General features: G+C 41.2%; 17 protein-coding genes. 16 read left to right on the plus strand and 1 reads right to left on the minus strand.

The window, feature by feature from the left end; all coding sequences use genetic code 11:
* Nucleotides 1–27 precede the first annotated feature (27 nt).
* The gene (locus IGJ99_RS06005; protein WP_010735685.1) at nt 28–405 is read right to left on the minus strand and encodes a hypothetical protein; all 378 of its coding nucleotides are present in this window, start codon (nt 403–405) and stop codon (nt 28–30) included.
* Between the two features lie 256 nt (nt 406–661).
* Between IGJ99_RS06005 and purC the strand changes: the two genes are divergently transcribed.
* The 16 genes from purC to IGJ99_RS06085 all read left to right on the plus strand — a co-directional run bounded on the left by purC (nt 662) and on the right by IGJ99_RS06085 (nt 19,873).
* Nucleotides 662–1,393, plus strand: coding sequence for a phosphoribosylaminoimidazolesuccinocarboxamide synthase (purC, locus tag IGJ99_RS06010; RefSeq protein ID WP_010735684.1), 732 nt, complete (start codon nt 662–664; stop codon nt 1,391–1,393).
* 3 nt (nt 1,394–1,396) lie between these two features.
* Nucleotides 1,397–1,651, plus strand: a complete 255-nt coding sequence (gene purS, locus IGJ99_RS06015) for a phosphoribosylformylglycinamidine synthase subunit PurS (protein WP_010735683.1) — start codon at nt 1,397–1,399, stop codon at nt 1,649–1,651.
* Nucleotide 1,652: 1 nt separating this feature from the next.
* On the plus strand, nt 1,653–2,327 hold the full coding sequence (gene purQ, locus IGJ99_RS06020) for a phosphoribosylformylglycinamidine synthase subunit PurQ (RefSeq protein ID WP_023519515.1): 675 nt from the start codon (nt 1,653–1,655) through the stop codon (nt 2,325–2,327).
* Nucleotides 2,328–4,550, plus strand: a complete 2,223-nt coding sequence (gene purL / locus IGJ99_RS06025) for a phosphoribosylformylglycinamidine synthase subunit PurL (RefSeq protein ID WP_438770677.1) — start codon at nt 2,328–2,330, stop codon at nt 4,548–4,550.
* Entirely contained in the window at nt 4,535–5,974 is a 1,440-nt protein-coding gene (gene purF, locus IGJ99_RS06030; RefSeq protein ID WP_010735680.1) for an amidophosphoribosyltransferase, read from the plus strand. The genes purL and purF overlap by 16 nt, the downstream gene beginning before the upstream one ends.
* Nucleotides 5,975–6,004: 30 nt before the next feature.
* The gene (gene purM, locus IGJ99_RS06035; protein WP_438770917.1) at nt 6,005–7,048 is read left to right on the plus strand and encodes a phosphoribosylformylglycinamidine cyclo-ligase; all 1,044 of its coding nucleotides are present in this window, start codon (nt 6,005–6,007) and stop codon (nt 7,046–7,048) included.
* On the plus strand, nt 7,045–7,623 hold the full coding sequence (gene purN / locus IGJ99_RS06040) for a phosphoribosylglycinamide formyltransferase (protein ID WP_023519518.1): 579 nt from the start codon (nt 7,045–7,047) through the stop codon (nt 7,621–7,623). The genes purM and purN overlap by 4 nt, the downstream gene beginning before the upstream one ends.
* Complete coding sequence (gene purH / locus IGJ99_RS06045; protein WP_438770678.1) at nt 7,620–9,152, plus strand: bifunctional phosphoribosylaminoimidazolecarboxamide formyltransferase/IMP cyclohydrolase; 1,533 nt, start codon at nt 7,620–7,622, stop codon at nt 9,150–9,152. Before purN ends, purH begins: the two co-directional genes overlap by 4 nt.
* A gap of 15 nt (nt 9,153–9,167) precedes the next feature.
* Nucleotides 9,168–10,433, plus strand: a complete 1,266-nt coding sequence (purD, locus tag IGJ99_RS06050) for a phosphoribosylamine--glycine ligase (protein WP_409173873.1) — start codon at nt 9,168–9,170, stop codon at nt 10,431–10,433.
* Between the two features lie 118 nt (nt 10,434–10,551).
* Nucleotides 10,552–11,466 (plus strand): aldo/keto reductase, encoded by a 915-nt coding sequence (locus IGJ99_RS06055; protein ID WP_153830393.1) that lies wholly within the window; start codon nt 10,552–10,554, stop codon nt 11,464–11,466.
* A 105-nt stretch (nt 11,467–11,571) separates the two neighbouring features.
* The gene (locus IGJ99_RS06060) at nt 11,572–12,693 is read left to right on the plus strand and encodes a hypothetical protein (RefSeq protein ID WP_409173874.1); all 1,122 of its coding nucleotides are present in this window, start codon (nt 11,572–11,574) and stop codon (nt 12,691–12,693) included.
* A 238-nt stretch (nt 12,694–12,931) separates the two neighbouring features.
* Nucleotides 12,932–13,909, plus strand: coding sequence for a GMP reductase (guaC, locus tag IGJ99_RS06065; protein WP_019723828.1), 978 nt, complete (start codon nt 12,932–12,934; stop codon nt 13,907–13,909).
* A 242-nt stretch (nt 13,910–14,151) separates the two neighbouring features.
* Nucleotides 14,152–15,588: a PLP-dependent aminotransferase family protein gene (locus IGJ99_RS06070; protein ID WP_438770679.1), complete on the plus strand. Its 1,437-nt coding sequence runs from the start codon at nt 14,152–14,154 to the stop codon at nt 15,586–15,588.
* A 518-nt stretch (nt 15,589–16,106) separates the two neighbouring features.
* Entirely contained in the window at nt 16,107–17,216 is a 1,110-nt protein-coding gene (pdhA, locus tag IGJ99_RS06075) for a pyruvate dehydrogenase (acetyl-transferring) E1 component subunit alpha (RefSeq protein ID WP_010735671.1), read from the plus strand.
* 2 nt (nt 17,217–17,218) lie between these two features.
* Nucleotides 17,219–18,196: an alpha-ketoacid dehydrogenase subunit beta gene (locus IGJ99_RS06080; protein ID WP_010735670.1), complete on the plus strand. Its 978-nt coding sequence runs from the start codon at nt 17,219–17,221 to the stop codon at nt 18,194–18,196.
* Nucleotides 18,197–18,220: 24 nt separating this feature from the next.
* Complete coding sequence (locus IGJ99_RS06085) at nt 18,221–19,873, plus strand: dihydrolipoyllysine-residue acetyltransferase (RefSeq protein ID WP_062805353.1); 1,653 nt, start codon at nt 18,221–18,223, stop codon at nt 19,871–19,873.
* Nucleotides 19,874–19,875 lie beyond the last annotated feature (2 nt).

A 19,875-nucleotide genomic window follows, 5' to 3' on the forward strand; every position in this document is an offset into this window, starting at 1 on the left:
TAACTTCTGAGGGATGTTCTTTTTGGTTTAAGCATAAGCCATTTGATGACCCAAATTGAAATGTTGGGAATGTAGAAGATTCAATAATGTTTCAACAAATGTATAGCCAAATTCTTGTTGATCGAAGGTCACGAGCAATCGGTAATGATGCTTGAATAACTTTTGCTCATGGATTTGTTTGATCACTAGTTCATGGTTGTTTTGGGTCAAGTAATGGAATGTTCGTTTTCGACACTCCGATTGTCGTTTTGCTGCACGGCGAAGTTTTCTAAATGTATAAAAACTTCGATCCTTCATGCAGGCATCAACATCTTTGATAGCAAGTAGATCATTGTATAAGCGTGATTTTTCTTCAACAGATAAATCGAGTAAAAAGCGTTGGGCAGACGTACTTGGATCTTCCATTTAGTTACCTCCTTGAAACCTCTAACTGTTTTCTTTAAATCTACTATATCACCAATCAATAAATGTGTAAACGCTTCTTAACGAAGAACAACTATTCTTAATAAAAGTGCTAAAGACGAACATTAAATGTTTTTAATGGTTCAAATGTACACTTTTGTATTGATTTGATTCCTGACCCTTGGTAAAATTTAAAGTGAAAAGACGAACAAATAATGTGTGTTGGTAATACAACGTTAACAAACAAGGAGTCGTAGACATGGAAAAACAGAACTTGCTCTATGAAGGAAAAGCAAAAAGAATGTTTAACACGAATGATGAAACTGTCCTGTGGGTGGAGTATCTAGATCAAGTGACTGCCCTCAACGGTGGAATGAAAGACCAAATGCAAGGGAAAGCAGAATTGAACAATCAAATCACAAGTGCTATTTTTGAATACTTATCGAATCAAGGAATAAAAAATCATTTTATTGAGAAATTGTCAAAAACCGAACAATTGATTAAAAAACGGTCGATCATTCTCTTAGAAGTGGTCGTCAGAAATATTTCAGCTGGAAGTTTTTCAAAACGCCTAGGAGTAGAAGAAGGGCAAGTGCTACCGACACCGATCGTTGAATTTTATTACAAAAAAGATGAACTAGATGATCCCTTCATTAATGATGCCCACGTTGGTTTCTTAGAGTTAGCAACGCCTGAAGAGATAGCGGAGCTTAAAAAACAAGCGTTGCAAATCAATGACCATCTGATAGAACTATTCAAAAAAATCAATTTACGATTAGTCGATTTTAAAGTGGAATTTGGACGTACTGCGACTGGCGAGATCGAATTAGCAGATGAAATTTCTCCGGATACATGTCGCTTATGGGATCTTACCACTAAGGAACATATGGATAAGGATGTCTACCGGCGAAAGATCGGCAACATCATTCCTGTCTATCAAGAAGTACTCGATCGTTTAAATCAATTATCACTCGAAAATAAAGGAGAATAAATCATGTATTTTGTAAAAGTGTACGTAACATATAAAGATTCAGTATTAGATCCACAAGGAGAGGCAGTTAAAAATGCGGTACATCGTTTAGGCTACGACAACATTGAAGATATTCGTATCGGGAAGTATTTTGAAATCCAAGTCTCAGCTAGTGAAGAGGAAGTAGAAGCAACGATCGAAGCGATTTGCGATCGTTTATTAGCAAATGTCAATATGGAAACGTATCGTTATGAAATCAACAAAATGGAGGAAGTTTAGCATGAAATTTGCCGTGATTGTTTTTCCTGGATCGAATTGTGATGCGGACTTGCTTTGGGCGATCCGTGATGTGATGGGCGCAGAAGCAGACTATGTTCGTTATGACGAATCTTCTCTTGAAGGGTATGACGGAGTATTGATCCCTGGCGGCTTTTCTTACGGCGATTACTTACGTTGTGGAGCGATTGCTCGTTTTTCAACAATCATGGATGAAGTGATTCGTTTTGCGGAAGAAGGAAAACCTGTTTTTGGTACATGTAATGGATTCCAAGTGTTGACGGAGGCTGGATTGCTACCAGGCGTATTAAGAAGAAATGATTCATTACGTTTTATCTGTAAGTCAGCATCACTGAAAGTTAACAATCAAACATCCTTTACTTCAGAGTACGACAAAAATGAAGTGATCCAGTTGCCGGTGGCCCATGGAGAAGGCAATTATTTTTGTGACGAAGAGACGCTTCAAGAACTGATCGACAACAACCAAATCGTGTTTACCTACGAGGGAGAAAATCTCAACGGCAGTGTGGCCAACATTGCAGGGATTACAAACAAAGCAGGAAATGTGTTAGGGATGATGCCCCATCCAGAACGAGCAATGGAAGCATTACTTGGCTCAGAAGATGGCAAACGTTTCTTCGCTTCGCTATTGAAGAATTTCGGAAAGGTGACTGCATAAATGAAAACAATGATGGAGCCAACTGCATTAGAAATCAAAGAACAAAAGATTTATACGCAATGGGGACTGACGGATGAAGAATACCGGATGATCGAAGAAGACATCTTAGGTAGAATGCCTAATTATACAGAGACCGGTCTGTTCTCAGTCATGTGGAGTGAACACTGTTCTTACAAAAACTCCAAGCCGATCTTAAGAAAATTCCCAACAAGTGGGCCGAATGTCTTACAAGGGCCTGGTGAAGGCGCGGGGATCGTTGACATTGGAGACGGACAAGCAGTGGTTTTTAAAGCAGAAAGCCACAATCATCCTTCGGCAGTCGAACCTTATGAAGGCGCAGCAACAGGTGTTGGGGGCATTATTCGTGATATTTTCAGTATGGGTGCACGTCCGATTGCTCTACTTGATTCACTGCGTTTTGGCGAATTAGATAATCCTCGTACAAAATACCTGTTAGAAGAAGTTGTTGCTGGTATTGGAGGGTATGGTAATTGTATTGGCGTACCGACAGTTGGTGGTGAGATCGCCTTTGATCCTTGTTATGAGGGGAATCCATTGGTAAATGCCATGTGTGTTGGGTTGATCGATCATAAAGATATCCAAAAAGGACAAGCATCAGGTGTTGGCAATTCGATCATGTATGTAGGCGCTAAGACAGGTCGGGATGGTATCCACGGTGCGACATTTGCCTCCGAAGAATTTAGTCAGGAAGAAGAACAACAACGTTCAGCTGTGCAAGTGGGCGATCCTTTTATGGAGAAATTATTGTTAGAAGCTTGTTTGGAATTGATTTTGGACCACTCAGACATTCTTGTCGGCATCCAAGATATGGGTGCGGCAGGACTTGTTTCATCAAGTTCAGAAATGGCCTCAAAAGCAGGCTTTGGTTTGGTATTGACCTTGGACGATGTACCGCAGCGTGAATCGCAGATGACCCCTTATGAAATGATGTTATCTGAATCCCAAGAACGGATGTTGATCTGTGTGAAGGCTGGTTCAGAAGCGCGTGTCCAAGCACTATTCCAAAAATACGATCTAGACGCGGTGACGATTGGAAAAGTAACAGATGATGGTCAGTACCGTTTGTATCATCATGGAAAAGAAGTAGCCAATCTTCCGGTAGATGCCTTGGCAGAAGATGCGCCTGTCTATCAGAAAGAAATGGTTGAACCAGAACGGATGGCAAAATTCCGTGAATTAGGTCAATACCAACCAGTGATCTCTGATCCAAATGAAGTATTGACTGCGTTGTTGAAGCAACCGACGATCGCATCAAAACGTTCGATTTATGAGACGTATGATTCGCGTGTCCAAACCAATACAGTGGTTGCTCCAGGTAGTGATGCCGCAGTTTTGCGTATTCGCGGGACCAAAAAAGCGTTAGCGATGACGACAGACTGTAATGCTCGTTATATTTATCTAGATCCAGAAATTGGTGGTCAGATTGTTGTTGCGGAAGCAGCAAGAAATATTGTCGCAAGTGGTGGTCAACCTTTAGCGATTACGGATTGTTTGAACTATGGTTCTCCAGATAAACCAGAAGTATTCTGGGAGTTATCGTACTCAGCTGATGGAATTGCTAAAGCATGTGAAATGTTGGAAACACCTGTGATCTCAGGAAATGTTTCTCTATATAACGAGACAGATGGCCAAGCGATCTATCCAACGCCGATGATCGGTATGGTCGGATTGATCGAAGCCCACGAACATATCACTACCCAAGAGTTCAAACAAGCAGGAGATGTGATCTATGTGATCGGCCAGACGTTTGCAGACTTTAACGGCAGCGAATTACAAAAGCTGCAGCTAGGTAGGATCGAAGGAATGGTGGAGCATTTTGATCTAACTACCGAAAAAGAAAACCAAACCTTGATGTTAGAAGCAATCAAAGCTGGATTGATCCAAAGTGCGCATGACTGTGCAGAAGGTGGGTTAGCGGTGGCTATTGCGGAATCAGCGTTCACAAATGGTTTCGGTGTTTCAACGAGAGTTGATCTGCCAGCTGCTCATCTGTTTTCTGAATCACAATCGCGTTTTATTGTATCTGTAACAAAAGAAAACCAACAAGCCTTTGAAGCATTAGCTGGTGAGCGTGTGACACTTCTTGGTCACGTAACGGAAGAAAAACAATTGGTGATACAAGCAAATGATGGAAGAGTTGACTTGGCAGTCGCTTCGGCGAAACAGTCTTGGGAGGAAGCAATCGAATGTCTTATGAAGTAAGAAGCATCAATGAAGAATGTGGAGTGTTCGGTGTTTGGGGACATCCTCAAGCTGCCAATGTCACTTACTTTGGTTTGCATAGTTTGCAGCATCGTGGGCAAGAAGGTGCTGGCATCGTATCAAATGATGATGGGAAATTATATGGTCACCGTGATCTTGGGCTTCTTTCAGAGGTATTCAAAGATCCAAGAAAACTAGCAGCTTTATCTGGACAAGCAGCGATCGGTCACGTTCGCTATGCTACCGCAGGCAATGGCAGTGTGGATAATATCCAACCTTTTTTATTCAAATTTTACGATCAATCGATTGGGTTGGCTCATAATGGCAATCTGACGAATGCTCGCTCTTTACGGACGTCTTTAGAAAAAGATGGTGCCATCTTTCATTCAAATTCAGATACAGAGATCTTGATGCATTTGATCCGTCGTAGTAACGAAGAAACGTTTTTAGACAGATTAAAGGAAGCCTTGGCTGAGGTAAAAGGCGGATTTGCTTACTTATTACTGACAGAAGACGCGATGGTTGCGGCACTAGACCCTAATGGTTTTCGCCCATTAGCCATTGGTCAAATGAAAAATGGCGCATATGTCATTACTTCTGAAACCTGTGCGCTGGAAGGGATCGGTGCGCGGTTTGTACGTGATGTCTTGCCAGGAGAAATCGTGATCATCAATGATGATGGCTATACGATCGAGCAATACACGACAGATACTCAATTGGCGATTTGTTCCATGGAATATATTTACTTTGCACGTCCGGATTCTGATATTGCAGGGATCAATGTGCATACAGCACGTAAAAATATGGGGAGACGTTTAGCGGCTGAAGCGCCGATCGAAGCAGATATGGTGGTTGGTGTGCCCAATTCTTCGTTGTCAGCAGCCAGTGGTTATGCTGAAGCAAGTGGTATCCCATATGAAATCGGCTTGGTGAAAAATCAATATGTGGCACGTACGTTCATCCAACCAACCCCAGAATTAAGAGAACAAGGTGTGCGGATGAAACTTTCTGCGGTTCGGGGCGTTGTGGAAGGGAAAAAAATCATTATGGTCGATGATTCGATCGTTCGCGGCACTACCAGCCGAAGAATCGTCAATCTATTAAAAGAAGCTGGAGCAAAGGAAGTCCATGTGCGGATTGCATCTCCACCATTGAAATATCCATGTTTTTACGGGATCGACATCCAAACGAGAAAAGAACTGATCGCAGCGAATCATTCCATCGAAGAGATCAGAGAATGTATCGGCGCAGATTCGTTGGATTTCTTGAGTGAAGAAGGCTTGATTGGAGCAATCGGCCTACAAAAAGATTCCCCTTATTCAGGGTTATGTATGGCTTATTTCAACGGCGATTATCCGACACCGCTATATGACTACGAAGAAAAATACCAAGAATCTTTAAAAGAAAAAGTATCTTTTTTTTAAACGGAGCAAATGAAAGGAGCAAGTAATCAAATGGGTAATGCTTATGCAAAAGCGGGTGTGGATGTAGAAGCGGGGTATGAAGTCGTGGATCGCATCAAAAAACATGTGAAGAAAACAGAAAGAATCGGTGTGATGGGTGCATTAGGAGGCTTTGGTGGCTGCTTTGACCTTAGTGGATTCCAATTAAAAGAACCTGTCTTAGTTTCCGGGACAGACGGTGTGGGTACTAAGTTAGCTGTAGCTATCGCCGCAGATCGCCATGAAACGATCGGTATCGATTGTGTCGCGATGTGTGTCAATGATATTTTGGCACAAGGGGCAGAACCTTTATACTTTTTAGATTATTTGGCAACAGGTAAAAATGACCCAGAACGTCTAGAAAAAGTCGTATCAGGCGTTGCTACTGGTTGTGTTTCAGCAAACATGGCATTGATCGGTGGCGAAACAGCAGAAATGCCAGGTATGTATCAAGGGGACGATTATGATCTGGCAGGTTTTGCGGTAGGGATTGCGGAAAAAGCGCAATTGATTACTGGTCAATCGATCACAACAGGTGATATCTTGCTAGGTTTGCCTTCTAGTGGCATCCATTCCAATGGGTACTCTTTGGTTCGTAAAATCTTTTTTGAACAGCAAGGTTTTTCATTAGAAGAAACGATCGAAAGGTTGGATACCTCTTTGGCAGATGTGTTGCTTGAACCGACAAAAATCTATGTTTCGACTTTATTACCATTAATCAAAAAAGAGAAGATCAAAGGTGCCGCACATATTACAGGTGGCGGGTTCATTGAGAATATTCCGCGGATGTTGCCAGAAAATGTTGCTGCCCGCATCGATCTAGGCACATGGCCAGTTTTACCGATCTTCGATTGTTTGCAAAAGTATGGTGAGATCCCTGCACATGAAATGTATGAGATCTTTAACATGGGCATTGGAATGGTCATTGCAGTTTCTCCTGAACATGCGAGTGAAATCATTGATCAAATCCGTAAATCTGGCGAAGAAGTCTATCAAATCGGGCAAGTCATACCGTTTGAGGAGCAAAAAGTCGTGATCGCAGAGGGGAAAAAATGAAGATTGCCGTCTTTGCTTCAGGAAATGGCAGTAACTTTCAAGCGCTGGTCGATTATTTTAAAAAGAACCGACTTTCTGCGACAATCGAGTGGTTGTTTTGTGATCAGCCACATGCCTATGTTTTACAACGGGCAAAAAAAGCGCAAGTTCCGAGCACCTGTTTTTCACCGAAAGAGTTTGCATCCAAAACGGAGTACGAACAAGCGATCCTTGAAGAATTAGCAAACCGAGAGATTGATTTGATCGTACTGGCAGGCTATATGCGAATCGTTGGTGAAGGCTTACTGTCAACTTATGAAAATAAAATGATCAATATCCATCCTTCGTTATTACCGAATTTTCCCGGTCTTCATGGGATTCGCGATGCTTTTGAAGCAGGCGTGAAGGAAACAGGTGTGACTGTCCATTATATCGATCGTGGGGTGGATACTGGACCAATCATTCGTCAGGAAAAAGTGATGATCGAAAAAGAAGATACATTAGCTACATTGGAACAAAAAATCCATCAGATCGAACATCAGATCTTTCCAGAAGTGATTGCAAATATAGTAAATATGGGAGATGTAAAAAAATGACAAGAGCGTTAATAAGTGTTTCAGATAAGACTGGGGTCATTGACTTTGCGAAAGGACTACGTGCTGCCGATATAGAGATCATTTCCACAGGTGGAACTAAAACAGCTTTGGAAGAAGCAGGAATCGAAACCATTTCTATCGATGAAGTGACTGGTTTTCCTGAGATGATGGATGGCCGAGTAAAAACTTTACATCCAAAAATCCACGGAGGATTATTAGGGCGTCGCGATAGTGAAAGCCATATGGAGGCAATGGAAAAAGAAGCCATCCAACCAATCGATATTGTCTGTGTCAACCTTTATCCATTCAAGGAAACGATCTTAAAACCAGAAACGACCGAAGCAGATGCGATCGAAAATATTGATATCGGTGGACCGAGCATGTTGCGAAGTGCTGCAAAAAATCATGCTTTCGTAACAGCCATCGTTGATCCCGTTGATTATGCGATCGTTTTAGCAGAAATCCAGCAAGAAGGTCACACGAGCCTTGAGACACGTAGAAAGTTAGCAGCAAAAGTTTTTCGTCATACGGCTGCTTATGATGCGTTGATTGGTCAATATCTCACAGAAGCTGTGGGTGAAAAAGATCCTGAGAATCTAACCCTTACTTATACGCGCAAACAAGACCTTCGCTATGGCGAGAATAGCCATCAAGAAGCAGCATTTTATCAAGCGGCTTTACCAACGAGTTATTCGATTGTAAGTGCGGAACAATTGCACGGTAAGGAACTTTCTTTCAATAATATTCGTGATGCGGATGCTGCGTTACGTATCATGAGAGAGTTCACGGAACCAACTGTCGTTGCGTTGAAACATATGAATCCATGTGGGATCGGAAGTGGCGAGACGATTTTCTCTGCGTGGGAAGCTGCTTATGCTGCTGATCCAGTATCGATCTTTGGCGGCATTATCGTATTGAATCGGGAAGTCGATTTGGTTAGTGCACAAGCAATGACTCAATTGTTTTTAGAAATCATTATCGCTCCTAGTTACAGTGAAGAGGCCCTAGCTGTACTGAAAACGAAGAAAAATCTCCGTCTGTTGCAAGTCGATTTCTCGAATGTGGAAGGAAATGCTAACGAAATGGTCTCTGTCTTAGGAGGTTTACTGGTCCAACAAGATGATCGTGCAATGGAAGAACCAGAAAGTTGGACCGTAGTCACCGATCGTCAACCCACCAAAGAAGAGCAAGCAGCGATGGCTTTTGCTTGGAAAGCGGTCAAACATGTGAAATCAAATGCGATCGTCGTTGCAAATCAACAGCAAACCCTCGGTATTGGTGCCGGCCAAATGAATCGTGTGGGTTCGGTCAAGCTTGCGATCGAACAAGCTGGTGCTAAAGCCGAAACAGCCGCGCTTGCAAGTGATGCTTACTTCCCAATGGATGACTCTGTCGAATACGCTGCGAAGCATGGCATCAAAGCAATCATCCAGCCGGGAGGAAGTATCAAAGATCAAGCCTCGATCGATATGGCAAACAAGTATGGTATCGCAATGGTATTTACCGGCGTGCGTCATTTTAGACATTAAGAAGGAGCGGATAAAATGAAGTGTTTAGTGATTGGCTCGGGCGGGCGAGAACATGCGATAAGCAAAAAACTTTTAGCTAGTCCATTAGTTGAAGCTGTGTATTGCGCACCTGGAAATGCAGGAATGAAAAAAGATGGGGTTCACTTGGTGGATCTTGTTGAAACGGATCATGAAGGATTGATCGAATTTGCTCGAGCTGAAGGGATCGCCTGGACATTTGTTGGTCCAGAAATCCCTCTACTCAATGGGATCGTTGATGATTTTCAAGCGGAAGGATTAGCGATTTTTGGCCCAACAAAAGCTGCAGCCTTAATTGAAGGTTCAAAGAGCTTTGCCAAAGAGTTGATGGCACGTCAAGGTATTCCTACTGCAGAGTCACAAACGTTTACCCGTTTTGCCGAAGCGAGAGAATACATTGAAGCAAAAGGCGCACCGATCGTTATCAAAGCAGACGGATTAGCTGCTGGTAAAGGGGTCGTTGTGGCGGAAACCCTCGAAGCCGCTGTCGAAGCCGCTTCAGAGATGCTAGAAAATGATCGGTTTGGTGCTAGTGGGCAGAAAATCGTCGTGGAAGAGTTCTTGTCAGGAGAAGAGTTCTCTTTACTTGCTTTTGTCCGAGATAAAGAAGTTTATCCCATGGTGATCTCGCAAGACCATAAGCGAGCGTATAATGGGGATAAAGGTCCTAATACTGGCGGAATGGGCGCTTATACACCTGTGCCGCAAATCCCTCAAACCATGGTTGATCAGGCTGTCGAAAAAGTATTGAAACCAGCAGTGCGAGGGATGAAAGAGATAGGGTGTTCATTTACTGGTATTTTATATGCAGGGCTGATTGCCACAGCAGAAGGACCAAAAGTAATCGAATTCAACGCTCGGTTTGGTGATCCTGAGACGCAAGTTGTGTTGCCACGACTTAAAAGTGATCTAGCGGAGATCATTGACCGCCTATTAACAGGAAGGGCAGTCGAGTTAACATGGGAGACAGAAGGAGTTTGCTTAGGTGTAGTCGTTGCGGCAGAAGGCTATCCAGGAAAATACCAAAAAGGAGCCTTGCTTCCAGATTTTTCAGCTGATCCAGATGTGACCGTCTATTATGCGGGGGTAGAGGAACAAGCGAAAGAACTGGTAGGTGCAGGGGGACGGATCTATTTGGTGGAAGCGAGTGGTCAGACAATCGAAGAAGCGCAAGAAAAAATATACTCTGTTTTAAAAGTCAAGAATACTGAACGTACATTCTATCGGACGGATATCGGCTCAAAAGCCTTGGTACAAAAGTAAAAGTCACATAAAGAAATAAAACTATTTTTTGCAGAAACGGAAAAATAGTTTTATTTTTTTTGAAGCCTTTTCATGATGGTTATGGTAAAATCGAGTTGCTAAGAAAGGATGAGATTTGATGAAAAAGATTCGTTTAGGGACTTCCGACCAGCTCGTATCCTCCGTCATTTTAGGTTGTATGCGTTTGAATGGTTCTGAGCAACCTGAAAAAGTGATTGAAACAGCTTTTGAAAATGGCATCAACTTTTTTGACCATGCGGATATTTACGGTGGTGGGGACTGTGAAACAATTTTTGCTCAAGCGTTAGCAAAAACTTCGCTAAAACGTGATGAATTATTTATCCAAACGAAATGCGGGATCGTACCAGGAAAGATGTTTGATTTCTCAAAAAAACACATCATTCAATCGGTTGAAGATAGCTTGCGTCGATTAGATATGGAATACGTTGATGCCTTGTTACTTCATCGTCCAGACACGCTCGTTGAACCCGAAGAAGTGGCGGAAGCGTTTGATGAGTTGGAGCGATCTGGCAAGGTTCGTTTCTTTGGTGTGAGCAATCAAAAACCAATGCAGATCGAGTTATTGAAAAAATATGTGAACCAGCCATTACTGGCGAACCAATTACAATTTGGTCTTAAACATTCCGAAATGATCGATCAGGGAATCCATGTGAACATGACGGATCAAGCAAGTATTGACCATGATGGCAGTATCCTAGATTATTCTCGTTTACATGAGATGACGATCCAAGCGTGGTCGCCTTATCAATATGGCTTCTTTGAAGGTGTATTCATTGGAAATGAAAAATTCCCAGAATTGAATCAGTCGTTAAACGAACTGGCAGAAAAATATCATACGACACCAACAGGGTTAGCGTCGGCGTGGATCTTACGTCATCCTGCAAATATGCAGGTGATCGCTGGAACGATGAATCTGACAAGGATTGAAGAAATCGCGAAAGCATCGATGATCGATATGACTCGAGAAGATTGGTATGAATTGTATCGTGCTGCTGGCAATATTTTGCCATAAAATAAAAGATATCGTTAGCCGACTCTCTGTTTTTTATGAGAAAGAGAGTCGGTTTTTACAAAAATAGAAAAACGATGAACAGTATCGAAGAAAAGAGGAGAATCAATGGATAAACAGTTAAGGAAACTATTACAAGATGAGAGAAAATACTTATACGCCGATTTTAGTACATTACATAAAACACAACAAAAACTATATAATGAGATCATCAAAGAACAAAATAACTTATTGAATAAATTTCCCGAAAATGAAAGACAAGCAAAAAAACTCATCAACCCAATCAATTCTTATGAAAATAAGATTGAAATGTGGGTAGCCAACGCCATGCGGATGGAAAAAATGGAGAAACATATCCAATCTATCCGATTAAAATTGCATGCGGGCTTTCATCAACCAAGCAAGGCTTTCGAAAGAATGGGTTATCAGGAAAATTCGGCAAGATTCATGCTTGAAAAACGTAACGAACAGTTTTATCCCAAGGTGTTTCAACAATTGATTTCAAATATCACTTCCTTCCTTGGTCAGGATGTAACTTTCGCTCGTGGTGAAGCAAAAATTCCGCAATCGGTTGATCTAAATCTAAGTAAAAAAACGCTACAAACACGTAAAGATCGTTTGTCAGCTGAGTTTAAAGTACTACATAAAGAATCAAATGAATGGAAAAATGATTTAAAAACCTTAACGAAACAAGTATTACAGCATCGTGAAGATTTAGAAAATCCTGATTTTCGCATGGATTTCAAAAGAGGTTTGGAGTCGCATCATTCTATTGAACATATTGCAGCCCCCGTCATCAATTCGATCGAATCACTCCATTCAAGTATGTTGAATTACGCAGAAAGTTTGATCCATTTAAATAAAAAAGAGGGAGAACTTTTTGAAACCAGAGCGCAAATCAACGGGAAAGAGCAGTATGTTAATGGGAGCCATACGCTGAAAAGTTTGAATTATCAGCGTGGTCAGGCATTAACTGATCTAAAAGCAATAAGCAAATCACACTATACTCCTAAACTGCTGTCAGCGATCGATTATGTACGTAGTTTAGGTGCGGGAGTACTGAGAATAGTTGATGTAGATAAGCATGTACAGACGGACCGAAAACTCCAACAAGTAGCTCAGTTGAAAGCGCAAGGCTCTTTCGCTGACCGGACGAATCGTGCGAAAAAAATGGCGGGAGATTTCCAACAAAATCGCCCAACAACAAGTAACCATGAAAAAAGTCGTTAAGAATCATTGTGATTTTACAAACAAAAAAATAAGGTAGCATCAAAAAAAGCGAACGTTTAAAAATGTTCGCTTTTTTTTACACGAAAACTTAATTAAAGGTAAAATACAACTTTTTTATAATAAAAAGCTTGATTTTTTAATGAAATTACGTTAAATTACTTGAGGTGCTAAAAATAAGCACGTAAAAAGTAGATAATGTTCGTGTTTTTTACGAATATGAAATCGAGAGGACGATATGATGAAAGTATTTGATTACGAAGATATTCAACTGATTCCTAATAAATGTATCGTAAACAGCCGTTCAGAATGTGATACAACTGTGACTTTAGGTTCACATACCTTTAAAATGCCAGTTGTACCAGCAAATATGCAAACGATCATTGATGAAACGATTGCGGAATTTTTAGCTGAAAATGGTTATTTCTATATCATGCATCGTTTTGAAGAAGAAGCACGAATCCCATTTATCGAAAAAATGAAAGCAAGAAATTTAATTTCTTCTATTAGTGTAGGCGTGAAAAAAGACGAGTATGCTTTTGTAGAAGAATTAGCAGAAAAATCGCTTGTACCAGATTATATTACAATTGATATTGCCCATGGACATTCAAATGCTGTGATCGCGATGATCCAGCATATCAAAAAGCATTTACCAGATACGTTTGTCATTGCAGGGAACGTCGGCACGCCAGAAGCCGTTCGAGAATTAGAAAACGCTGGAGCAGATGCGACGAAAGTCGGCATTGGCCCAGGAAAAGTATGTATCACAAAAATCAAAACTGGTTTTGGTACTGGTGGTTGGCAATTAGCGGCACTAAGATGGTGCGCGAAAGCTGCCCGCAAACCTATCATTGCTGACGGTGGCATCCGTACACCTGGAGATGTCGCGAAATCAGTACGTTTTGGTGCGACGATGGTGATGATCGGTTCATTGTTTGCAGGACACGAAGAATCACCAGGAGAAACAAAAGTTGAGAACGGTGTCGTTTACAAAGAATATTTTGGATCAGCTTCTGAATTCCAAAAAGGCGAAAAGAAAAATGTTGAAGGTAAGAAAATTTGGATTCAACACAAAGGATCTTTAAAAGATACGTTAGTTGAAATGCAACAAGATTTACAATCTTCGATTTCTTATGCCGGTGGTCGTGATTTAGAATCGATTCGTAAAGTCGATTATGTCATCGTTAAAAACTCGATTTTCAATGGGGATACGATTTAATTCGAAGTAAGAGAGGTCGGGACGGAAGTGTTCAGCCTCGAGAAATAAGGCGCCATCCACGAAAATTGTTTTTCAAATTTTTGTGGATGGCGCCTTATTTTTCGAAGAGGTTACTTTTGTTCCCGCCGTTTGTTCGGTTATAGGTGGGTGAGGTGAACGAATGTCCCACTCCCTTTTTTTACATTTTCTTTCTTTTTGAAACTAAGCTACAATAGTAGAAAGTAAATATTTGGAGAATGCACATGTGGACGAGAATAACTAAACATAAAGGTTCTGCTTACCAACAGATCATGGATCAAATTTTGAAGAAAATCGAAAATGGGCAATTGCAACCAGGAGATAAATTACCTTCTGAAAGAATGTTTGCTGATTTTTTTGGTGTGAATCGTACGACTGTTGTTCATGCGTTAGATGAATTGCGTGGGCTAGGGATATTGGAAAGTCGTCAAGGGAGTGGTCGGTTTATTTCTTCGGTGACTTGGGGTGATTTTTCAGAGCCGCGGATCGATTGGCGTCAATTGATCTCTGCAAGATACGATAAAATCGTTGATAGTTACGGAGAAAAAGTCAAAGAAGCAAGTCGGAAATCCGATTTTTTAGATTTATATTCAAGTGAAATGCCGCTTGATGTATTACCTAATATGAAGATGCCCAATTATACATTAGAAGGTATTTTAAAAGAAGAACAAGCCGTTTCCGTGTTTGGGTATCAACCGCTGATGGCGCAGATCAGAGAACGCTTGACCAGAAATAACGGATTTTCGTTTAAAAAAAGTCAATTGCTAATCACTGGTGGGGGACAACAAGCGATCTTTCTGATTTTACAAACCATTTTGTCGGTAGGAGATGCCATCGCGGTGGAATCCCCCACTTTTTTCTACCGCTTGCCATTGTTTAAAGCACTTGGTACCCGCTTGTTCGGTATTCCGATGGATGATCAAGGGATTGATCTAGAAAAATTGGAAGAAGCTATTCATAAGCATAAGATCAAAGCGGTCTTAGTCAATCCAAATTTTCAAAATCCGACAGGTACAGTGATGGCTGCTGAACGTCGCCAACGTTTAGTCGCGCTGTGCCGCAAATACCAATTGCCGATCATAGAAGACGATGTATTTGCAGATTTAGCCTTTTCTCCGGAGAAACAAGCTTCGATCGCTCCGATCCATGCGATTGATCCGGAAAATGTCTTGTATGTCGGCTCGTTATTGCGTTTGTTGGGGGAAACGACTAAAATTGGTTGGATCGTGGGCCCAACTATTCTGATCCAACGATTGTCTGAGGCACAAAAAATGATGGATGTCTCTTTGAGTATCTTTACACAAATGGCCGCAACTGCTGTTTTTGATTCTTCTTTTGACCAAAACATGGCAAGTCTGTGTCAACGACTAGAAAAGAACAGTCAGCTTTTAAGTAGTTGGGTCGATTCGCAAGGCTTCTTTCATTTAGCCCCTCTTGCAGGCGGATATTATGGCTGGTTGACTTGGGAGGGTGAAAAGTTCACGAAAGTATTAGCAGAAAGATTATTACGTGAGGGGTTAGGTGTGGCTCCAGGTTATCTTTTTGGCGAAGACATTGGTTTAAGAATCAACTATAGCCGTATGAGTCCTGATGTCCTACCATTGTTCGTTTCACGAATGGACAAACTACGTACATGGTTGGAAGCGAAAGAGAAGCAATAGTAAGAAAAGAAAGAGTAACTTTTGTTATTTTTTCTTTTCTTTTTTATTTTGTGAAGAAATTTCTGGAAAAGTTGGCGTATTGCCTGTTAATTAAAAGAAATATGTAGTTGGACAGGCTTATTGTTTGTAAAAAAGCCTATGTTAAGGATAAAATTAAAGTAAGTGGTTTGTGTAATCACTCACTATCGAGAAAAAAATTAATACAGTGATTGGTAAAAGGTTGTAACAACTTGAATACAGAAAAGAAACGATTGTTATAAAAGGGGAGAAACATCTCTATGTTTTTTTAGAAAAAATGTAAACCGCTTACTACCTTGTGATTACCTTCACTATTTTAACAGAGATAGGGATTGTTATAATTTTTTTAAATGGTGAAAATTTGTGCTTAAAGCTTGTATTTCGGAGGAATACGTGATAATTTATTAGTGAAGCCGGAGAAATAGTGATACAGATATCGTCGCTGTTTCAACCGCGGAATGAAGAGAGTTTCTTATAGATGAGAGAGGAATGTGTGATAAATGGCAAACAAGAAAACACCTATCGACTTCCAAGCGTTGCTTGAAGAAGTCAATTCAGATTTTCCGGTATACCAAGCACTTGATCAAGATGGGAAAGTAGTAAACCCTGATCTTGTTCCAGATTTGACAGATGAAGAGTTAGTAGAATTGATGACTAGCATGGTTTGGTCTCGTGTATTGGATCAACGCTCAACAGCATTGAACCGTCAAGGACGTTTAGGATTTTTTGCTCCTACTGCTGGACAAGAAGCAAGTCAATTAGCTAGTGCATTCGCTTTTGACAAAGAAGATGTACTATTACCAGGTTACCGTGATGTTCCACAATTGATCAAACACGGCTTACCTTTATCTCAAGCATTTCTATGGTCTCGTGGGCATGCAGCTGGAAACTTCTACCCAGAAGAATTGAAAGCTCTACCACCACAAATCATTATTGGTGCACAATACGTCCAAGCAGCAGGTGTTGCATTAGGACTTAAAAAACGTAACAAGAAAAATGTTGTTTTCACTTATACAGGTGATGGCGGTTCTTCTCAAGGTGACTTCTATGAAGCAATCAACTTTGCTGGAGCTTACCATGCGAATGCTGTATTCTACATCCAAAACAATGGATTTGCGATTTCAACACCTCGTGAAAAACAAACAGCAGCAAAAACATTAGCGCAAAAAGCAGTAGCAGCTGGTATCCCTGGTATCCAAGTAGATGGTATGGACCCATTAGCCGTTTATACTGTTTCAAAAATGGCACGTGACTGGGCAGTCTCTGGTAACGGACCTGTATTGATCGAAACATTGACTTACCGTTACGGTCCACATACATTATCTGGTGATGACCCAACACGTTACCGTGAAAAAGATGTTGACGATGAATGGCAATTAAAAGATCCATTGATCCGTTTCCGTAAATACCTAACTGAAAAAGGTTTATGGAGCGAAGAAAAAGAAGAAGCAGTCATCGAACAAACAAAAGAAGAAATCAAAGCAGCAATTGCTGAAGCAGATAAAGTTCCAAAACAAAAAGTTTCAGATTTCTTGAAAAATATGTTTGAAGAAACACCACAAACAATCAAAGAACAAATTGCAATCTATGAAGCGAAGGAGTCGAAATAACCATGGCACAAAAAACAATGATTCAAGCAATCACAGATGCCTTAGCACTTGAACTTGAAAACGACGAAAACGTACTCGTTTTTGGTGAAGATGTCGGCAAAAACGGAGGCGTATTCCGTGCAACTGAAGGATTGCAAGAAAAGTTCGGTGAAGACCGCGTATTTGACACTCCTTTAGCAGAATCAGGTATTGCCGGATTAGGTTTCGGTTTAGCACTTGAAGGATTCCGTCCTGTCCCTGAAATCCAATTCTTTGGCTTTATTTTTGAAGCAATGGATGAAGTTGTAGCACAAATGGCTCGTACGAGATACCGTATGGGTGGAACAAGAAATATTCCAGTAACGATCCGTTCACCATTTGGTGGTGGTGTTCATACACCTGAATTACACTCAGATAACTTAGAAGGATTGATTGCTCAATCTCCTGGTATCCGTGTAGTGATTCCGTCAAACCCATATGATGCAAAAGGATTATTGATTGCTTCTATTAGAAGTAATGACCCTGTTGTTTTCTTGGAGCATATGAAACTTTATCGTTCATTCCGAGAGGAAGTGCCAGATGAAGCGTACGAAGTGCCTTTAGATAAAGCCGCAGTGACTCGTGAAGGAACAGATGTATCAATCATCACTTACGGTGCAATGGTACGTGAAGCCATCAAGGCAGCAGATAATCTTGAAAAAGAAGGTATCTCTGTTGAGATCGTTGACCTACGAACAGTTGCTCCATTAGATGTTGAAACAATCATCAAATCTGTTGAAAAAACAGGACGTGTCGTTGTTGTTCAAGAAGCACAACGTCAAGCAGGCGTAAGCACTCAAGTAATCTCTGAAATCTCTGAACGTGCAATTCTTTCATTAGAAGCACCAATCGGACGCGTTTCTGCACCAGATACTGTTTTCCCATTCGGTCAAGCAGAAAACATCTGGTTGCCAAATGCTTCTGACATCGAAGCAAAAGTAAAAGAAATCGCAGAATTTTAAGGAAAGAAAGGACGTTAAAAACCCATGGCTTACCAATTTAAATTACCTGATATCGGTGAAGGTATCGCAGAAGGTGAAATCGTTAAATGGTTCGTTCAACCAGGCGATACGATCAATGAAGACGATACATTATTAGAAGTACAAAATGACAAATCAGTGGAAGAAATTCCATCTCCAGTAACAGGAACAGTGAAAAGCATCGTTGTTCCAGAAGGTACAGTTGCAAATGTTGGTGACGTATTAGTTGAGATCGATGCACCAGGACATGAAGGAAACGAAGAAAGCGGAAGCCAAGGCGTGGCAGCTACTGAGCAAACACCTGAAGCACCTGCTGCTGAACCAACAACAGAAAGTTCATCTGCATCAGCAGAAGCTTCTGACGGTGGCGTATTCCAATTCAAATTACCTGATATCGGTGAAGGTATCGCAGAAGGTGAAATCGTTAAATGGTTTGTTAAAGCCGGTGACACGATCAATGAAGACGATACATTATTAGAAGTGCAAAATGACAAATCAGTGGAAGAAATTCCATCTCCAGTAACAGGGACTGTGAAAACAATCGTTGTTTCTGAAGGTACAGTCGCAAATGTTGGTGACGTATTGGTTGAGATCGACGCGCCAGGACACAATAGTGCACCTGCAAGCAAACCAGCGGCAGCAACTTCTGATGCAAAAGTGGAAACTTCAGGTTCTTCAAGTATCCCTGAAGCGGCAAACCCAGATAAACGCGTATTAGCAATGCCATCTGTTCGTCAATTCGCTCGCGAAAAAGACGTGGATATCAGTCAAGTTTCTGCAACTGGAAAAGGCGGACGTGTGACAAAAGAAGATATCGAAAACTTCTTATCTGGCGGAGGCGCTCCAGCAGCTGCAAGCAAACCTGCTGAATCAGCTGCACCAACAGAAGCATCTGCTGAAAAACCAGCTGAAACAAAAGCTGCTCCAGCAAAAGCATTCAAATCAAACTTAGGCGATCTAGAAGAACGTGTGGCATTGACACCAACACGTAAAGCAATTGCCAAAGCAATGGTCAACAGCAAACAAACAGCACCTCATGTCACTTTACATGATGAAGTTGAAGTAACAAATCTTTGGGATAACCGTAAGAAATTCAAAGAAGTGGCAGCTGCTAACGGCACGAAATTAACGTTCTTGCCTTACGTTGTCAAAGCGTTGACTGCAACAGTCAAAAAATTCCCAATCTTGAATGCGTCAATCGATGATGCAAAACAAGAAATCGTTTATAAAAACTATTACAATATCGGTATCGCAACAGATACAGACCATGGTTTGTATGTGCCAAACGTGAAAGATGCTGACCGTAAAGGAATGTTTGCGATCGCAGACGAAATCAACGAGAAAGCAAAACTTGCTCATGATGGCAAACTAGCGGCAGACGATATGCGTAACGGAACGATCACGATCAGTAACATTGGTTCAGTTGGTGGCGGCTGGTTCACACCAGTAATCAACTACCCTGAAGTAGCAATCTTAGGTGTAGGAACAATTGCACAACAACCAATCGTCAATGCTGAAGGTGAAATCGTTGTTGGCCGAGTGATGAAATTATCATTGAGTTTCGATCACCGAATCGTCGATGGTGCGACAGCACAACAAGCAATGAATAACATCAAACGTTTATTAGCTGATCCAGAGCTATTAATGATGGAAGGATGAGA

The sequence above is a fragment of the Enterococcus sp. AZ095b genome (genome assembly GCF_051714725.1).
In the GTDB taxonomy this organism is placed as follows: domain Bacteria; phylum Bacillota; class Bacilli; order Lactobacillales; family Enterococcaceae; genus Enterococcus_B; species Enterococcus_B pernyi.

Coding starts and splice junctions, on each gene's coding strand:
- guaC (WP_019723828.1), top strand. CDS start 12,932: ATGAAAGTATTTGATTACGAAGATATTCAACTGATTCCTAATAAATGT.
- IGJ99_RS06080 (WP_010735670.1), top strand. CDS start 17,219: ATGGCACAAAAAACAATGATTCAAGCAATCACAGATGCCTTAGCACTT.
- purD (WP_409173873.1), top strand. CDS start 9,168: ATGAAGTGTTTAGTGATTGGCTCGGGCGGGCGAGAACATGCGATAAGC.
- purC (WP_010735684.1), top strand. CDS start 662: ATGGAAAAACAGAACTTGCTCTATGAAGGAAAAGCAAAAAGAATGTTT.
- IGJ99_RS06055 (WP_153830393.1), top strand. CDS start 10,552: ATGAAAAAGATTCGTTTAGGGACTTCCGACCAGCTCGTATCCTCCGTC.
- IGJ99_RS06005 (WP_010735685.1), bottom strand. CDS start 405: ATGGAAGATCCAAGTACGTCTGCCCAACGCTTTTTACTCGATTTATCT.
- IGJ99_RS06060 (WP_409173874.1), top strand. CDS start 11,572: ATGGATAAACAGTTAAGGAAACTATTACAAGATGAGAGAAAATACTTA.
- purH (WP_438770678.1), top strand. CDS start 7,620: ATGACAAGAGCGTTAATAAGTGTTTCAGATAAGACTGGGGTCATTGAC.
- purN (WP_023519518.1), top strand. CDS start 7,045: ATGAAGATTGCCGTCTTTGCTTCAGGAAATGGCAGTAACTTTCAAGCG.
- pdhA (WP_010735671.1), top strand. CDS start 16,107: ATGGCAAACAAGAAAACACCTATCGACTTCCAAGCGTTGCTTGAAGAA.
- purS (WP_010735683.1), top strand. CDS start 1,397: ATGTATTTTGTAAAAGTGTACGTAACATATAAAGATTCAGTATTAGAT.
- purL (WP_438770677.1), top strand. CDS start 2,328: ATGAAAACAATGATGGAGCCAACTGCATTAGAAATCAAAGAACAAAAG.
- purQ (WP_023519515.1), top strand. CDS start 1,653: ATGAAATTTGCCGTGATTGTTTTTCCTGGATCGAATTGTGATGCGGAC.
- purM (WP_438770917.1), top strand. CDS start 6,005: ATGGGTAATGCTTATGCAAAAGCGGGTGTGGATGTAGAAGCGGGGTAT.
- purF (WP_010735680.1), top strand. CDS start 4,535: ATGTCTTATGAAGTAAGAAGCATCAATGAAGAATGTGGAGTGTTCGGT.
- IGJ99_RS06070 (WP_438770679.1), top strand. CDS start 14,152: ATGTGGACGAGAATAACTAAACATAAAGGTTCTGCTTACCAACAGATC.
- IGJ99_RS06085 (WP_062805353.1), top strand. CDS start 18,221: ATGGCTTACCAATTTAAATTACCTGATATCGGTGAAGGTATCGCAGAA.